The organism is Odoribacter sp. Z80, from assembly GCF_009935865.1.
Taxonomy (GTDB): domain Bacteria; phylum Bacteroidota; class Bacteroidia; order Bacteroidales; family Marinifilaceae; genus Odoribacter.
Window position 1 is genome coordinate 70597 of sequence record NZ_QWEL01000005.1, and the last position, 16406, is coordinate 87002.

Genomic DNA, 16406 nt, shown 5'->3' on the forward strand with positions numbered 1-16406 from the left:
GATATTTCAGTTTCTGATCAGGAAAGGAAGTGATGTTTTTTGATTGGTGGAGAGTATCGGGGTCGAACCGACGACCTCTTGCATGCCATGCAAGCGCTCTAGCCAACTGAGCTAACCCCCCCATGTTCCTTGCAAAAATACAATAAGATGAGTAAATTTCCAAGATTAAACGTGATTTTATGGAGTTTTTTTCATTTTAAATGAGCCCTGAATGGGGTAATGGTCGGAGAGTTGTATGGTGTCCCGCTGATAATAAAGGGTTTCAATATCCGGAGTGTGCAGGATGTAATCGATGCGGAAAGAGGGAAATTCTCCGATGTAGGTATTTCCGATTCCACGACCTTTCCGGATGAAACTGTCAACTAATCCTTTTTTGATTTCCCGGTAAGTAAAGGATAAGGGGGTGTCGTTGAAATCTCCGCAAAGAATAACCGGATAGGGGGATTGCCGGAGGTGATATTTTAGCAGTTGGGCTTGGTGGGCCCGGTTTTTGTTTGCAGTAGTCAACCTGGTGGTGAGGTTCTTTACTTCGTTTTGTAAATCTTCACTTTTGACTCCTTGACTGATTTGTTGCATGAACTGGCGTTCTTTCTTCCCTAATTTGTAGGATTCCAGATGTACGCTGTATAAGCGGATTGTATCGCTTCCCAAAACCAGGTCGCAGTATATGCAGGAACCTGACGGGGAGGGAAATGACACATGACCGCAGTTTAGCAACGGTATGCGGGAAAAGATGGCCATATCTTTCCGGATATGGTGGTAAGGATAAGATTTTAATTGGGAAGTGAGAAACTTTCCGTCTTCATTTTGGGTGTGGGTGGCAAATTCCTGTAGGCAGATAACGTCTCCTTTGAATTGGTTCAGATAGCGGAGCAGTTTTTCTTTTGTGTTTTTTTCATGACTCCATCCGTATAGGTCGAAATAACGCGTGTTGTAAGATAAAAGGGAAAAATCGCTCTGAAGTTGAGATTCTGTGAGACGGGCGGTACCGTAGTAAGTCATAAACGCAGGGATTCCCAGCAAAAGGGTGACGAGCATGACCCAGCTCATTTTTTTCCAGCGGATAATCCAGTAAAAAAGCAGGAGTATGCTTGTTATCAGTAAATAAGGATAAGCCAACCCCAACAGAGAGGCCCAAACAAAGGTATTGGGGTTGATGTAGGAAGAGGTGTAGGCTCCTAACAGACCCGCGATAGCCGACAGGCTCACGAGAAAAACGATTTTATCCAATATCTTCAGCATATTGTCTTTTATTTTCTGCCTGATTTGAATAGAACTTCTTTTTCTTCCCGGGTAAGACTTTCATATCCGGCCCGGGAAATTTTGTCCAGGATATCATTGATGCGGGTATCCTGCCTTTTCTTGTAAGCATTGTATTCCCGGTCATTCATTTCGGAAACTTTCTTTTTATATTTCACCCGTATGGTTTTGCGGCGGGGGAACAGCCGTTTTAACCGCTCTCCGGAATAAAAGATGCCCGAAGTTATGTCTTTGTTGTGTTTTATGCAAATGATAAACAGACATCCAAACAAAGCTCCTCCCAAGTGTGCAATGTGGCCTCCTGCATTGCCGGACTGGATGCTGAGCAAGTCAATTAAAGCTGTGAAAAGAGCCAGATAGATCAGTTTGACGTGACCTTTAGGGAAAATACTGACCTGATGATGGGGTAAATAGGTGCAAACTGCAAATACAATAGCCATAACCGAAGCAGAAGAGCCTATGGCCCACGAGGATAAACGCGTAATCCGGTCGAAGTAGGGGAAGATATTGTAAGAGAGTACATAGAGAAAGGCTCCTGCTATTCCGCCCAAGAGATATACTCCGGTGAGTTGCCGTTCGGTGAAATGATTCAGAAAAATGCTTCCGAACCAATACAGCCATAACATGTTGAATAATAAATGGAGAAATTCAAACTGGGTGAACATATAAGTTAGTACGGTCCAAGGGCGGTAAAGGAGATATTCAGGGTCGGCAGGTATACCTATCCATTCTAATATTGTGGGGTAAAAAATATCTCCCTGTCCGGCTAATGACAGGATAACATATCCTGCTTTGAGGAGCAGGAAAAGACCGGCATTGATATAAATCAGACGGATAAGAGAAGAACCGTGCCGGAATGAAGACATTATTCCGGCACGGATGCTCCTGGAGAAATGTCCATTATCGTATCGTTGGTAATACATTGGCTTAATAAAATTTCTTTCTGTTTCTGTTCCAGTATTTTATCAAAAAGAAGCCGAATAACATACCTCCTAAATGAGCAAAATGAGCGACGTTGTCGCCGGCATTGTTCTGGAATCCCAGATATAATTCCAGAAAACCATATCCTAATACGAAATATTTGGCTTTGATAGGGATGGGAATGAACATCAGGTAAAGTTCGGTATTGGGGAATAGCATCCCGAAGGCCAGAAGTATTCCGAAGATAGCACCAGAAGCCCCGATCATCGGTACATTGACCTTGAGGTCTATGATGGTCTGGAATATTTGTTTTCCGATAGTTCCGTATTCGGGAGATTGAGGATTGTTAATCCAATTGTCAATGGTCTCCCAGATCCATCCTGCCGGATGGGATAGCTGGTGCTTGACGACTTCAGCCAGTATATTGGGATTGGGAGATAACTGAAATTGTTCGTATTGTTTTATCAGGTGCTGAATTTCAAACCAGCCGATGGCACTGTTCAGGGCTCCTGCTCCGATGCCGCAGACGAAATAGAATATCAGGAAACGCTTGGAACCCCAGATAGATTCCAATATGCAGCCGAACATAAAGAGTGCGAACATATTGAAAAAAAGGTGGCTGATACTGCCGTGCATAAACATGTGGGTGACATATTGCCAGGGGCCCCAATAATGGGATTGAGGCAAATGCAGTCCCAGGAGATGAGATACATTTATTTTATAATGTTGCTCTATGAATGTAGCCAGAAAGTACATGGCTACATTCAATATGATTAATGTTTTAACAGCAGGAGTAATGCCGGAAAATGGACGATAATTTTGCATTATTGGTCATTTTGAGGTTGTGTGTTCTGGTCCGGTTTAGGCCTTGGTCTGGAAAATGGCCTTTGGTCCTTTCGTTGTTCAGAACGGGAATTGTTTCGTGGATGATGCTGGTTTTGGGGACGGTTATGGTCTCCACCTTTGTTCTCATTACGATTGTTATTCCCTTCGTTTCTTTCTGTTTTTTCGTTGCGGCCTCCATTATTGTTTCCATTTTCCCGGTTATTGTTATTCCGGTGTCTGGAATGCCGTTTTTTTTGTTTTTTTTCATCAAAACGACTGAGGCTTTCTTCGCCTACACCGTCGGTGTATTTAATATCTGCTGTCACCTCTCCGGAGTCTTCCACTGCTTTTGGAGGAATAATGCCTTTCCGGTTGAGGGCAATAATTTCTTTTACCCGGTCTACCGGAATCTGGATGAATATGCCTTTGCCTTCTTTATCCGGAGTAAAAGACATGATCCGTCCGAAAATATCGGTTTTTTGATGATATAAAAGTCCGTCTCCGGTATTGAGGGCGATGTTGGTTGGAGGAAAATCTTTCTGTGCATCAATGTATGCATCTACTTCGTAGTTGAGGCAACATTTTAATTTCCCGCATTGCCCGGCCAGTTTCTGGGGATTCAAAGAAATGTCCTGGTAACGGGCTGCAGAGGTAGATACCGAAACGAAATTAGTGATGAAGGTAGAACAGCACAGCTTTCGTCCACAAGGGCCAATGCCTCCTATCCGTCCTGCTTCCTGGCGGGTTCCGATTTGCTTCATTTCAATGCGGATCCGGAAAGTTTCTGCCAGTACCTTAATCAAAGTACGGAAATCCACCCGGTCATCGGCAATATAGTAGAAGATGGCTTTGGTTTTGTCTCCCTGATATTCGACATCCCCGATTTTCATATTCAGTTTTAAATCCGCAGCAATCTTGCGTGAACGGATCATGGTGTCATGTTCTAAGGCTATGGCTTGTTGCCATTTCTCTATGTCGTGCGGCTTGGCTTTCCGGTAAACCTTTTTCAGGGGATTACGCTCCAAATCAATGCGTTTTGCCCGGATTTGCTCTTTTACCAACTCGCCGGACAGGGAGATTACCCCTATATCATGTCCCAGGGCAGCTTCTACTGCCACAATATCTCCTTCTTTCAAAGGAAGATGGGAAGGATTGCTGTAAAACCCTTTCCGGGTATTCTTAAAACGAACCTCGACGATTTCCGGTGCACAGTCCGTGGAGGGAAGGTCGTTCAGCCAATCATATACGCTCAGTTTTCCAGCTAACAGACGATGGTCGATCACCGGAACCTCCGGTTGGGGATGTTTGGTATGAAGCTGTTGCACTTCTTCTTTCTCTTCTTCCTTGGAAACAGAAAATTCTCCTGCTTCTATGTTTTCTATAGAAGCAGTGGTTTCTTCTGTCGTGGTTTCTTCTTCTGCAAAGGCGTTTCCTTCTTTCGGAATAAAAGCATCCTGGGATGAAGCCGTCTTTTCCTGGCCCTTGGATTCCTCCGGAATCAGTTGGTCGTCAAATTCTATATCGGTATTTATGTGATCCATTATTTTAGGTTTTTTCTTTTTAATTTATTCTCCGGGATGCTGTCACTGAGGCCTGATGTTTTGCATGACCTTAATACACAGGTTTGTAAAAATAATTTTAGCATTCCCGTTTCGGGTAATGTCGTTATGTGCTTGTTCAAATTCATTGGTTAAAGGTAGCACATTTCCTTCATTTACATAAGGGGAAAAGCGGATGGAAAAGTTGTTTTCTCTTTCCGTCATATAATTTAGTTGCGGTAACCCGAAATTCCGGACAAAATTTTCCCGGATCATCCGGATTGCGTGTTGGAGGAAGTTTTTCTGTCTTTCTCTGCCTAATCCGCATATTTCGTTTACCCATTCATTGACAGGAAGCATTTTGCGTTCCCAGCAAAGTCGCATCAGACTGACAAATTTTTCCTGATTGTAAATTTGCTCTTCGCTTTCATTCAATAGGCGCAGGGCCCGGTGCCAGTTGCCTGATGCGATGTGGGCATATTCCTGGGCTTTGGCGTCGGTGAGCCCTTTTTCCCGGATGAGTTGTTCTGCAATTTCCTTTTCTTGCAGAGGGGGGATGTTGATTCTTTGGGTACGGGATTGAATGGTATTGATGATTTGTTCCGGATGTTCCGAGACCATCAGAAACAAAGTTTTATCGAATGGTTCTTCAACAATCTTCAGTAATTTATTGGAACATTCAGGATTCATTTTTTCCGGCAACCAGATGACCATGATTTTGTAATCCGACTCAAAGGATTTAAGATTCAGTTTTCGCAGGATGTTTACACTTTCTTCAGTGTAAATGGCTGCTTGCGCATTATCTTCTATCCCCATTTCCGAGTACCAGTCTTCCAGATTAAAATAGCTACCCTGAGTTAAAAGTTGACGCCATTCGGTAAGGTATTCGTCACTGACGGGACTTTTTGTTTTTCTTACAACCGGAAAAACAAAATGCAAATCAGGATGGATGTATTTTTTCATTTTCCGGCAAGACGGGCATTCTCCACAGGCATCTTCTTTTTTATGGCCTGTACAGAATACATATTGTGCAAAAGCTAAAGCTAATGCCATAGAACCGTAACCCGTATTGCCGGCAAAGAGTTGGGCATGACTGATTCTCCCGTTTTGCAGGGAGGTGATCAGCCTTTGCTTTATCTCTTCGTGTCCGATTACATCCTTAAACACCTTTTTTTATTTTTAACCGTTAATCAGTAGATTATGGATTTAGTTTGATTCCCAGTTCTTTAAATTGTTCGGCGGAAATCTCAGACGGAGAGTCAATCATGACATCACGGCCGGAATTATTTTTCGGGAAAGCAATGGTGTCTCGGATGCTGTCCAAGCCTGCAAACATTGATACCAGACGGTCAAAACCGAAAGCGATCCCGCCGTGGGGAGGAGCTCCGTATTTAAATGCGTTCAGCAGGAAGCCGAATTGCTTTTCTGCTTGTTCAGGGGTGAAGCCCAGGCACTTGAACATACGCTGTTGCAGTTGGTTGTCGTGAATACGGATAGAGCCTCCTCCTACTTCAACGCCATTGATTACCATATCGTATGCATTGGCACGTACAGCTCCCGGATTACTTTCCATCATATCAATATCTTCCGGTTTTGGAGAAGTGAACGGATGGTGCATGGCATAAAAACGCTGAGTTTCTTCATCCCATTCCAGTAATGGAAAATCTACCACCCAGAGGGGTTTAAACACGTCTTTGTCCCTTAATCCCAGACGGTTTCCCATTTCCAGACGGAGTTCACACAATTGGGACAGAGTTTTATTTTTAGGGCCGCAAAGAATCAGGAGCAAGTCTCCCGGTTTGGCCTGACAGGTTTCAGCCCAGTTCTTCAAATCTTCCTCGTTGTAAAATTTGTCTACAGACGATTTCAGAGTGCCGTCTTCATTGTATTTTACGTATACCAAGCCTTTGGCACCGATTTGGGGGCGTTTTACAAACTCTGTCAGTTCGTCCAGTTGTTTGCGGGTGTAGCTTGCACATCCTGGGGCACAAATAGCTCCTACATATTCCGCAGAATTGAAAACTGTGAAATCCTTAGTCTGGGCCGGAACGGTCAGATTGACAAATTTCATGTCAAAACGAAGGTCCGGTTTGTCACAACCATAATACTCCATTGCATCGTGCCAGGTCATACGTTGCAATTCCGGAATATCAATGCCCTTTATTTCTTTAAACAGATGGCGGACCATACCTTCAAAAATCCGGAGCACATCTTGTTGTTCCACGAATGACATTTCGCAGTCAATCTGTGTAAACTCGGGTTGGCGGTCTGCCCGTAAGTCTTCATCCCGGAAACATTTCACTATCTGGTAGTAGCGGTCAAATCCTGCTACCATCAGAAGTTGTTTGAAAGTTTGGGGGCTTTGCGGCAATGCGTAAAATTGTCCTTGATTCATTCGGGAGGGAACAACAAAATCCCGGGCTCCTTCGGGTGTGCTTTTAATGAGAACGGGAGTTTCTACCTCCATGAAATGTTGCGTGTCCAGATAGTTGCGTACAAGATGAGCCATACGATGCCTTAGTTCCAGGTTTTTCCGAACCATTTGACGGCGCAAATCCAGATAGCGGTATTTCATTCGGATTTCATCTCCTCCGTCTGTATTGTCTTCGATTGTGAAAGGAGGAATTTCCGAATGGCTGAGGACATTGATTTCGTTTAAAAGAATTTCTATGTCTCCGGTTGGGATTTTGTGGTTTTTGTTGGCGCGTTCCACGACTTTCCCTTTCACCTGAATAACAAATTCGCGGCCTAATCCGTTGATTTGTCTTTTCAGTTCTTCTGAGGCGGTTTCTTCGACAACTAATTGCGTGATTCCGTATCTGTCCCGGAGGTCAATAAAAGTCATTGCTCCCAGGTTTCTGATTTTTTGCACCCATCCACTCAGGCAAACATCGGCATTGACATTTTCCAGCCGCAATTCTCCACATGTGTGTGTTCTGTACATTCTAATCCGGTTTATAAAGTTTTTTATAAAATTCTGTATTCAGTATCGGGTTAAAACAAAATCGTTTTTACCAATTGGCGAAAATACTAAGAATTTATCAAATAATCTTTCTGCTTATCTATTTATTTTCCTTAATTCCCTTTATCTTTGACGTCTAAAAACAGAACCGGTGAGTTATATTGATATTATCATATTATTATTTTTGCTTTATGGAGCTTATCGGGGATTTTCCCGGGGACTCATTGTTGAAGTGGCTACTCTGGCGGGGCTGGTCCTGGGAGTATATATGGCTGTCCGTTATTCTTCTTATACAGAAAATTTTCTGAGGGATTTCCTGAATTTCTCTTCCCGGTATATCTCTTATGTGGCTTTGGCTGTCACCTTTATTTTAGTGGTTATCCTTGTCTATATTGTTGGTAAGTTGCTTACCAAATTGGTAGATATTATATCATTAGGATTGGTGAATAAATTGTTAGGTACGGCATTAGGTGTTGCAAAATATTTTCTGATAGTGTGTGTATTGCTGTTAGTGACAGATGCGTTAAATGAAAAATTTCAATTTATCAGCGAAGAAACCAGGCAGAAAAGTTTGTTATTCTATCCTTTTCTTAATTTTGCACAGGAAATGTATAATGCTATCCGGTTTTGACAGGAGATTTTCAGGGGAGAAAAAGCAAAAATGAAAGTAAAATAAAAAGTATTGTAATCAATGAATTTTGTTGACGAATTGAAATGGAGAGGCATGATTCACGATGTTATGCCAGGGACTGAGGAGTTATTGGCAAAGGGCCAGACAACTGCTTATGTAGGTATTGACCCGACGGCCGATTCTTTGCATGTGGGTCATTTGGTGTCGGTGATGATGATGAAGCATTTTCAGATGGCCGGCCATAAACCTATTTTTATTATTGGCGGAGCGACCGGAATGATCGGAGATCCCAGTGGAAAATCCCAGGAGAGAAATTTATTAAACGAAGAGACTATTCAAAAGAATATGGCCGGTATCAAGGCTCAGTTGTCCCGTTTCATAGATTTCAATTCAACGGCTTCGAATGCTGCCATTATGCTGAATAATTACGATTGGATGAAAGAGTTTTCATTTCTGGATTTTATTCGGGAAATCGGGAAACATATTACTGTAAATTATATGATGGCCAAGGATTCTGTGAAACGACGTTTGAGTGGAGAGTGTTCTGACGGGATGTCTTTTACGGAGTTTACTTATCAGTTGGTGCAGGGATATGATTTTCTGTATCTCCGGAAGCATTACAATTGTATGTTGCAGATGGGCGGTTCGGATCAATGGGGAAATATTACTACCGGAAGCGAGCTGATACGCCGTAAGGAGGGGTTGGATGCCTATGGTCTGACGTGGCCGTTGATGACCAAAAGCGATGGGAAAAAATTCGGCAAAACGGAATCCGGGAATATCTGGCTGGATCCCGAACGTACTTCTCCTTATAGATTTTATCAGTTCTGGTTGAATACGACGGATGAGGATGCGGTTCGCTATATAAAAATTTTTACCATATTGCCGCCGGCAGAGATAGATGCTTTGATTTTGGAGCATCAGGAAGCTCCTCATTTGCGTAAATTGCAGAAAACTTTAGCAAAGGAGATTACTTGCCTGATACATGGTGAGGAAGCTTATCAGGCTGCTTTGGAAGCTTCTCAGATTTTATTTGGCAATGCGACTTCGGATACTTTGCGTCGGATTGACGAGAAGACTTTCCTGTCTGTTTTTGAAGGTGTCCCTCAGTTTGAGATTGCTGCTGCTGATTTGAAGGCTGGTATTTCGGTTGTGGATTTCCTGGCGGATAAAACAGCGATCATGTCTTCCAAAGGAGAGGCTCGGAGGGCCCTGAAATCAAATGCAATCAGCTTGAATAAGGAAAAAGTAAGCGGGGAAGAGTTTATAGTCAACAAGGCACATTTGATTGACGGGAAATATATCCTTGCCCAAAGCGGAAAAAAGAATTATTTCCTCATTATTGTAAAATAAAAAACGGGTGTTATAAATAAGGCTGCTTGTTAAAGCAGCCTTATTTTATTCTTCGGTTTCATTCTCCCCATAGTCCTGATAAAGAAAATCATTGTAAGGAAAACGGGCAGAATGAATTTCTTTAACAAGGTTGTACAACTTTTCTTTCAATTCTTCTATATTTTTTTTCTCGGCGGCAGAGATGTATACAGTTTCATTTCCCTGTTTTGACATCCACATTTGTTTGAGATCTTCCAGGCTGTAATTCTCTCGTTTGACGGGAGTTAAATCATCATCTTCTTTTTTGATGTATTGGAATGCATCTATCTTGTTGAAGACAAGAATAGTCGGTTTGGGTTCTTTAAGCAGTTCGGATAAAGTTTCATTGACTACTTTCATCTGATCTTCGAATTGAGGATGGGAGATGTCGATTACATGGAGAATGACATCTGCTTCTCTTACTTCATCTAAGGTAGATTTAAAAGATTCAATCAGGTGATGGGGTAACTTCCGGATAAAGCCGACAGTGTCGGCTAAAAGAAAAGGTACGTTCCGGATAGCTATTTTCCTGACGGTGGTGTCCAAAGTAGCAAAAAGTTTGTTTTCTGCAAAGACATCGGATTTGCTCAGTAGGTTCATCAAAGTGGATTTCCCCACATTTGTGTAACCTACCAGGGCAACCCGCACTAATTTCCCCCGGTTTTTGCGTTGAATGACTTTTTGCTTGTCTATTTTACTTAACTCTTCCTTTAACCGGGTGATTTTATCGCGGATAATTCTTCGGTCGGTCTCGATCTCTGTCTCTCCCGGACCTCTTAGTCCGATACCTCCTTTTTGCCGTTCTAAGTGGGTCCACATGCCGGCCAGCCGGGGTAAAAGATATTGGTATTGGGCTAACTCCACCTGGGTTTTGGCATGAGCAGTACGGGCTCTGCTGGCAAAAATATCCAGTATGAGATTGGTTCGGTCTAATATTTTAATTCCGGGAAACATCGCTTCGATGTTTCTTAACTGGGTGGGACTAAGCTCATCGTCGAAAATGAGCATATCCACTTCATTGTCCTGGGTGTAAGCTTTAATTTCTTCTAATTTCCCTTTTCCTATAAAAGTAGCATGGACGGGCTTGTCCAAATTCTGTGTGAAAATCCTGACAGTTTGAGCTCCTGCCGTTTCCGCCAGAAAAGACAATTCTTCCAAATATTCACTCATCCGGTCATAGCCTACTCCTTTCGATTGTAGGGCTACTCCCACTAATATTGCTTTCTCTGCTTCTTTGCCGGTTGAATACATATATATTAAATTAAAGTAAAAAAAGGGCTGACATATTGAATGGCAGCCCTTACTATTTTGGTAAATTCCTTTTAGTTGGATAACCGGAAATTGATAGGTACGTTGTAAGAAACTCTTACAGGTTTTCCTCTTTGTTTTCCAGGTTTCCATTTGGGCATGGATTGTACCACCCGCACGGCTTCCTTATCCAATGAGGCATCCACTCCCCTCAATACTTTTACGTTAGTAATGGAACCGTCTTTTTCAATGACAAACTGAACAAAAACTTTTCCCTGAATTCCGTTTTCCTGAGCAATGACCGGATATTTTACATTTTTGTTAATCCATCTTACAGGATCTCCACCCGGAAATGAAGGCATATCTTCTACAACAACGAAAAGACTTTCTTCTCCCGTTTCTTCTCCGTCATATTCTCCGAAGTCACTGGGATTTTCGACAGGTTTATTTTCCGATTCATCTTCTGCATCCAGAATCTCGAGGTCTTCATCAATATTGGTATCATCTTCTACAATATCAATAAGGTCTGTCAATTTCGGCGCTGGAGGAGGGGGTGGAGGAGGTTTCAACATATGTTGGGTAATAGGAATAATTTCCTCCTCTATCTGTTCTTCAGCGACAGTCTGGAATTGGCTTACTTCTTCACTGGAAGTTTTCCATTCAAAAGCAAATAACAGAACCGCTAAAGCCAGAGCAAGTCCGATCTCAAAGAAAAGGCCTTTCTTCCCTTCCAGATCCGCTTTCGGTGACTTCTTTATTTCCATGATATGAATTTAATGTATTTAATATTCTCTTCTATTTCGGGGTAAAAATAAAGAAAATCAGATTAAGTACCAATATTTCAAACGTTTTTTTTGAATGAAAAGTTAAATTTTGCTATCCGGTGTTTCGGGTCTCTTAAAATATTTAACAAATTCTCCGTATATTTGTTTCTTCACTCAGAGATTATGCTGAAAATATATTATACGCGGATTTCGGATACGGCCGATTGGAATGATGATGATTTTTTCAGATACATCAGTCCCCGGAATCGTGAGTTGATTGCTGCCTGTCAAAATGCCTCCGTTAAACGGGAGAAAATGGTTGGCGAAGGTATGTTAAGGTTGTTGCTGCAAAGATGGGGAGGCCGGCCGGCCGAGAGCTGGTCTGTCGTTCGGGGAGAACATGGAAAGCCTTATCTGGTTGATGCTCCGGAACCGCTTTTTTTTAATTTGTCTCATTCTGGGGATTATGTTGTGTGTGCCCTTTCAGACCGGGAAGTTGGTGTGGATATTCAAAAAATCGGTGGCATGAAACTTGAAATAGCCAGGCGTTTTTTTCATCCGTCGGAGACGGAAGCATTGGAAACGGTCAAAGGAACAGAGCAAATAGATTTATTTTATCGTTACTGGGCTGTAAAAGAAAGTTTCCTGAAATACAAGGGAAAAGGATTGTCGGGTTCTTTGGCTGGTTTTTGTATGGAGACAGTGGATGGGGAAACGATGATCAGACAGGAAGGAAAGAAAATACCCGTATACCTGAAAGAATGCCGGATAGCTTCCGGGTATTGTTGTTTTATATGTGCAGAAACAGCCGACTTGCCTGAAATTCTGCCTTTTTCTTTTTAAAATTTTCGGGATTTCTTTATCGGACAACAGTCACTAAAGAAATCCCGGAAAGGAGGTTATAAACCTTTATTTTGGTATAAATATTCCGCTATCTGGATGGCATTCAGAGCTGCTCCTTTTTTGATTTGGTCTCCTACGATCCAGAAAGTTAAGCCATTTTCGTCTGCCAGGTCTTTGCGGATGCGACCGACATATACCGGGTCTTTACCGGATAAGAAAAGGGGCATGGGGTAGTCTTTTTCAGCCGGATTGTCCTGTAATACCACTCCTTCTGCTTTAGAAAATGCCTCCCGGACCTCCTCTATGGATAAGGGACGTTCGGTTTCGAGCCATACGCTTTCAGAATGAGCCCTTAAAGCGGGAACTCTGACACAGGTGGAACTTACCCGGATGTCGGAATGCATGATTTTCCGGGTTTCGTTGTACATCTTCATTTCTTCTTTAGTGTAGCCGTTCTCTGTGAATACGTCTATCTGAGGAATCAAATTGAAAGCTAATTGATAAGCAAATTTTTCTACAGTAGGTTTTTCACCGGCAAGGACCTGTTGGTATTGGTGATATAATTCATCCATAGCGGCAGCTCCGGCACCGCTGGCTGCCTGATAGGTCGACACACGGGCTCTTTTGATGTGGCTCAATTGTTCAATGGCTTTCAAGGCCACTACCAGGAGAATGGTGGTACAATTGGGATTGGCAATGATTCCCCGGGGACGTTTCAGGGCATCTTGGGGATTTACCTCAGGTACAACCAAAGGAACTTCATCATCCATCCGAAAAGCACTGGAATTGTCGATCATTACAGTCCCGTATTTGGTGATGGTTTCGGCAAATTCTTTCGATGTTCCTGCTCCGGCAGACGTGAAAGCAATGTCTACGTCTTTAAAGTCGTCATTGTGTTGAAGAAGTTTTACAGTGATTTCTTTTCCCCGGAAAGTATATTTTCGGCCGGCACTACGACTGGAACCGAATAGTAATAGTTCATCAATAGGAAAATTTCTTTCTTCCAATACCTGTAAGAGTTCCTGGCCTACAGCTCCGCTTGCTCCGACAATAGCTACTTTCATTTTTCAATTGTATTTAACGATTTAATTGAATGCAAAATTAAAAAAAATCTTAGACCGGAAAATGTCACTTTATAAAGTTTGAGCAGGCTTACAAGGAAATAATTATGGGAAAAAATTGTAAATCAGATTTTTAAAATTATATACATTGTTTAAATTTTAACAATTAATGTCGGGGATGTTTTTTTTGCAATGGATTCAAGGGTATACTGATGCAAGGGGAATGTATATAATTGCCTTGCCTATTATTTTCAAATGTTTAGCATAAATTTTCCATCCTGACTTCTCTCATTTCGTATAATCTGACAATTGGATAATATTGATACTTGTTTAAATAACTTTAAATGATTGATTATGAAACAATTGTTGTTTTCTTTGATTTTTGTTTCTGTACTGATTACAGTTGAAGGTTTTGGACAGGTCGGTGAAAGAGTTGTTCCTGTAGAGGTTGTGAATACTAAAAAACAGGTGGTGAGTTTACCGATGCTGGGCGAGAAGAATCTCTTGATTTTTTATGCCGATCCTTCCCATCCTCGTCAGAATAAAAGTTTCCGGACCTATTTGAAAAAACATCCCATCAATAGTCCGGGTATAGATTCTTATGGCGTTGTCAATATGGCTGCCGCACCTATGCTTTCTGATGATTTGATACGGAAAATGGCCCTAAAAGAAATCCGGGGGACCAATGCCCAAGTTTATTTCGACCCGAAGGGTGTGTTGGCAGAGACGTGGCACTTGCCTGGAGCTAATCGTAATTTTGCCATTATTTTTGTCAACCGGGACCAAGTGATTGAGTTTTATAAGGCCGGCCAACTGACACAACAGGAACAAAACCAGGTGTTGGACCTCATTCAAAAGTATAAGGAGTAGGTATCTTTCAAGAATGAATTTACAAAAAAAATGTGGAAAATATGGGAAAGACCTTCCCTCATTTTCCACATTCTATGTTTGAAGATTCACCCGCTTATTCTTCGCTGGCAGCTATTCTTTTGCTTTGGCGTTTTCGTTCAGTTTCGTCCAGGATAATTTTGCGAAGTCTCATGGAATGGGGGGTTACTTCCACATATTCGTCCTCTTGGATGTATTCCAATGCTTCTTCTAAACTGAATTTTACCGGTGGGGCAATGTTCACCTTATCATCTGAGCCACTGGCCCGCATGTTGGTCAGTTTTTTGGATTTACAGACATTAATGACAATGTCATCGGGACGCGTACTTTCTCCGATTACCTGGCCGGCATAGACGGTTTCACCCGGTTCGATAAAGAATTTTCCTCTATCCTGAAGTTTATTGATAGCATAAGCAAACGTATCTCCCGTTTCCATGGCTATCAGGGAACCGTTGATACGCATTTCTATTTCTCCTTTATATGGTTCGAAACCTTTCAGACGGTGAGCGATGATGGCTTCTCCCGCAGAGGCTGTCAGAAGATTACTGCGTAAACCGATAATACCGCGGGAGGGTATATCAAAATCAAGGTGTACCCGTTCTCCCCGGGTTTCCATGTTATTCAGCACTCCTTTTCGTTTGGTTACCATTTCTATGGCTTTTCCTGAAAATTCTTCGGGAATGTCAATGGTCAGTTCTTCTATCGGTTCACATTTTTGTCCGTTGATTTCTTTGATGATTACTTTAGGTTGTCCCACCTGAAGTTCATAGCCTTCGCGTCTCATGGTTTCGATGAGTACGCTCAGATGGAGTACACCCCGGCCGAATACAATAAAGGAATCCGCACTTAAACCTGGTTCAACACGCAAAGCCAGATTTTTCTCCAGTTCTTTATCAAGACGCTCTTTGATGTGACGGGAAGTCACGTATTTACCGTCTTTGCCGAAGAATGGGGAATTATTGATGGTGAACAGCATACTCATGGTCGGTTCGTCAATGGCTATGGGAGTTAGAGCCTCCGGATTTTCGTAGTCGGCAACGGTATCACCGATTTCAAATCCTTCGATGCCTACAAGGGCACAAATTTCTCCGGCTTCTACTTCGTCGACTTTTTGTTTTTCCAGACCTTCAAATAACATCAGTTCTTTGATTTTGCTTTTTATCCGTGTTATCCCGTCGCGCTTGCACAACGTGACATTCATGCCTGCTTTTAATTTGCCCCGTGTAAGTTTCCCGATAGCAATACGTCCGATGTAGGAAGAATATTCCAGGGAGGTAACCATCATTTGGGGAGTGCCTTCGGCAACTTCCGGCTCCGGTATATTTTCAATAATGGCATCCAATAATGGGGTAATGTCTTCCGTGCGGTTGCGCCAGTCGGTGGACATCCAGTTTTGTTTTGCACTGCCATAAAGAGTGACAAAGTCCAATTGTTCTTCGCTGGCTCCCAGGGCAAACATTAAATCGAATACCTCTTCCTGGACTTCGTCCGGACGGCAGTTGGGTTTGTCTACTTTATTAACAACAACAATGGCTTTTTTGCCTAAGTTCAGCGCTTTTTGTAACACAAATCGGGTTTGTGGCATTGTTCCTTCAAAAGCATCTACCAGTAAGATAACGCCGTCAGCCATATTCAGGACCCGTTCTACTTCTCCTCCGAAATCGGAGTGTCCCGGGGTATCAATGATATTTATTTTGTAATCTTTATAGTGAACGGATACATTCTTCGCCAAGATAGTAATTCCGCGCTCACGTTCCTGGTCGTTGTTATCCAATATTAAATCTCCACTGGTTTTTTCATTCTCCCTGAATAGTTTGCCCTGCAATATCATTTTGTCCACGAGGGTTGTTTTGCCGTGGTCAACATGAGCAATAATGGCAATGTTTCTTAATTTCCGCATTTGTGTATTTATAAAAATAAGTGCTAATCCGTCTGTTCCCCGGATGTTCCATTCAGATTATACCTTGGCATGCAGGTTTTCAGACGACTTTTTAGGGGGACAAAATTACAATAAAATATGGAGAATGAATCGGTATGGCCTAAAAAAGGGAAAAATTTCTGAGAAAAAGAAGGGATTACGGCGTATCGTTTGTT

At 42.3% G+C, this 16406-nt stretch carries 14 protein-coding genes and 1 tRNA gene; 4 read left to right on the plus strand and 11 right to left on the minus strand.

Annotated features, from left to right (window positions below; translation table 11 throughout):
* Positions 1–44 precede the first annotated feature (44 nt).
* From D1136_RS06415 to aspS, 7 genes are all read right to left on the minus strand, one after another.
* A tRNA-Ala gene (locus D1136_RS06415) sits at positions 45–121 on the minus strand.
* Between the two features lie 56 nt (positions 122–177).
* A complete protein-coding gene (locus tag D1136_RS06420; RefSeq protein WP_161876802.1) occupies positions 178–1242 on the minus strand; it encodes an endonuclease/exonuclease/phosphatase family protein in 1065 nt (354 codons plus the stop codon).
* Between the two features lie 8 nt (positions 1243–1250).
* Positions 1251–2183 carry a rhomboid family intramembrane serine protease gene (locus D1136_RS06425; protein WP_161876803.1) on the minus strand — a complete coding sequence of 311 codons (933 nt, stop codon included), beginning with the start codon at positions 2181–2183 and terminating at the stop codon, positions 1251–1253.
* Positions 2184–2187: 4 nt separating this feature from the next.
* Positions 2188–3006 carry a rhomboid family intramembrane serine protease gene (locus tag D1136_RS06430; RefSeq protein ID WP_202623080.1) on the minus strand — a complete coding sequence of 273 codons (819 nt, stop codon included), beginning with the start codon at positions 3004–3006 and terminating at the stop codon, positions 2188–2190.
* Entirely contained in the window at positions 3006–4547 is a 1542-nt protein-coding gene (locus D1136_RS06435; protein ID WP_161876804.1) for a regulatory iron-sulfur-containing complex subunit RicT, read from the minus strand. Before D1136_RS06435 ends, D1136_RS06430 begins: the two co-directional genes overlap by 1 nt.
* Before the next feature lie 42 nt (positions 4548–4589).
* A complete protein-coding gene (locus tag D1136_RS06440; protein WP_161876805.1) occupies positions 4590–5711 on the minus strand; it encodes a DNA polymerase III subunit delta in 1122 nt (373 codons plus the stop codon).
* A gap of 31 nt (positions 5712–5742) precedes the next feature.
* Positions 5743–7488 carry an aspartate--tRNA ligase gene (aspS, locus tag D1136_RS06445; protein ID WP_161876806.1) on the minus strand — a complete coding sequence of 582 codons (1746 nt, stop codon included), beginning with the start codon at positions 7486–7488 and terminating at the stop codon, positions 5743–5745.
* 169 nt (positions 7489–7657) lie between these two features.
* Between aspS and D1136_RS06450 the strand changes: the two genes are divergently transcribed.
* On the plus strand, positions 7658–8137 hold the full coding sequence (locus tag D1136_RS06450) for a CvpA family protein (RefSeq protein WP_161876807.1): 480 nt from the start codon (positions 7658–7660) through the stop codon (positions 8135–8137).
* 60 nt (positions 8138–8197) lie between these two features.
* On the plus strand, positions 8198–9490 hold the full coding sequence (gene tyrS / locus D1136_RS06455; RefSeq protein ID WP_161876808.1) for a tyrosine--tRNA ligase: 1293 nt from the start codon (positions 8198–8200) through the stop codon (positions 9488–9490).
* Positions 9491–9535: 45 nt separating this feature from the next.
* On the opposite strand, the gene hflX is transcribed toward tyrS, so the two are convergent.
* Both hflX and D1136_RS06465 read right to left on the minus strand, forming a co-directional pair.
* Positions 9536–10759, minus strand: coding sequence for a GTPase HflX (gene hflX / locus D1136_RS06460; RefSeq protein WP_161876809.1), 1224 nt, complete (start codon positions 10757–10759; stop codon positions 9536–9538).
* A gap of 71 nt (positions 10760–10830) precedes the next feature.
* Positions 10831–11520, minus strand: a complete 690-nt coding sequence (locus D1136_RS06465) for an energy transducer TonB (protein WP_161876810.1) — start codon at positions 11518–11520, stop codon at positions 10831–10833.
* 183 nt (positions 11521–11703) lie between these two features.
* On the opposite strand from D1136_RS06465, the gene D1136_RS06470 reads away from it, so the two are divergent.
* On the plus strand, positions 11704–12363 hold the full coding sequence (locus D1136_RS06470) for a 4'-phosphopantetheinyl transferase superfamily protein (RefSeq protein ID WP_161876811.1): 660 nt from the start codon (positions 11704–11706) through the stop codon (positions 12361–12363).
* Between the two features lie 56 nt (positions 12364–12419).
* Here the strand turns inward: D1136_RS06470 and D1136_RS06475 are convergent, their stop codons facing one another.
* Entirely contained in the window at positions 12420–13427 is a 1008-nt protein-coding gene (locus D1136_RS06475; RefSeq protein WP_161876812.1) for an aspartate-semialdehyde dehydrogenase, read from the minus strand.
* A gap of 351 nt (positions 13428–13778) precedes the next feature.
* Here D1136_RS06475 and D1136_RS06480 point away from each other — a divergent pair, with 351 nt between their 5' ends.
* Positions 13779–14294, plus strand: a complete 516-nt coding sequence (locus D1136_RS06480) for a YtfJ family protein (protein WP_161876813.1) — start codon at positions 13779–13781, stop codon at positions 14292–14294.
* Positions 14295–14388: 94 nt separating this feature from the next.
* On the opposite strand, the gene typA is transcribed toward D1136_RS06480, so the two are convergent.
* The gene (gene typA / locus D1136_RS06485; RefSeq protein WP_161876814.1) at positions 14389–16212 is read right to left on the minus strand and encodes a translational GTPase TypA; all 1824 of its coding nucleotides are present in this window, start codon (positions 16210–16212) and stop codon (positions 14389–14391) included.
* Positions 16213–16406 lie beyond the last annotated feature (194 nt).

Coding starts and splice junctions, on each gene's coding strand:
- D1136_RS06470 (WP_161876811.1), top strand. CDS start 11,704: ATGCTGAAAATATATTATACGCGGATTTCGGATACGGCCGATTGGAAT.
- D1136_RS06475 (WP_161876812.1), bottom strand. CDS start 13,427: ATGAAAGTAGCTATTGTCGGAGCAAGCGGAGCTGTAGGCCAGGAACTC.
- hflX (WP_161876809.1), bottom strand. CDS start 10,759: ATGTATTCAACCGGCAAAGAAGCAGAGAAAGCAATATTAGTGGGAGTA.
- aspS (WP_161876806.1), bottom strand. CDS start 7,488: ATGTACAGAACACACACATGTGGAGAATTGCGGCTGGAAAATGTCAAT.
- D1136_RS06420 (WP_161876802.1), bottom strand. CDS start 1,242: ATGCTGAAGATATTGGATAAAATCGTTTTTCTCGTGAGCCTGTCGGCT.
- D1136_RS06425 (WP_161876803.1), bottom strand. CDS start 2,183: ATGTATTACCAACGATACGATAATGGACATTTCTCCAGGAGCATCCGT.
- D1136_RS06465 (WP_161876810.1), bottom strand. CDS start 11,520: ATGGAAATAAAGAAGTCACCGAAAGCGGATCTGGAAGGGAAGAAAGGC.
- D1136_RS06480 (WP_161876813.1), top strand. CDS start 13,779: ATGAAACAATTGTTGTTTTCTTTGATTTTTGTTTCTGTACTGATTACA.
- tyrS (WP_161876808.1), top strand. CDS start 8,198: ATGAATTTTGTTGACGAATTGAAATGGAGAGGCATGATTCACGATGTT.
- typA (WP_161876814.1), bottom strand. CDS start 16,212: ATGCGGAAATTAAGAAACATTGCCATTATTGCTCATGTTGACCACGGC.
- D1136_RS06430 (WP_202623080.1), bottom strand. CDS start 3,006: ATGCAAAATTATCGTCCATTTTCCGGCATTACTCCTGCTGTTAAAACA.
- D1136_RS06435 (WP_161876804.1), bottom strand. CDS start 4,547: ATGGATCACATAAATACCGATATAGAATTTGACGACCAACTGATTCCG.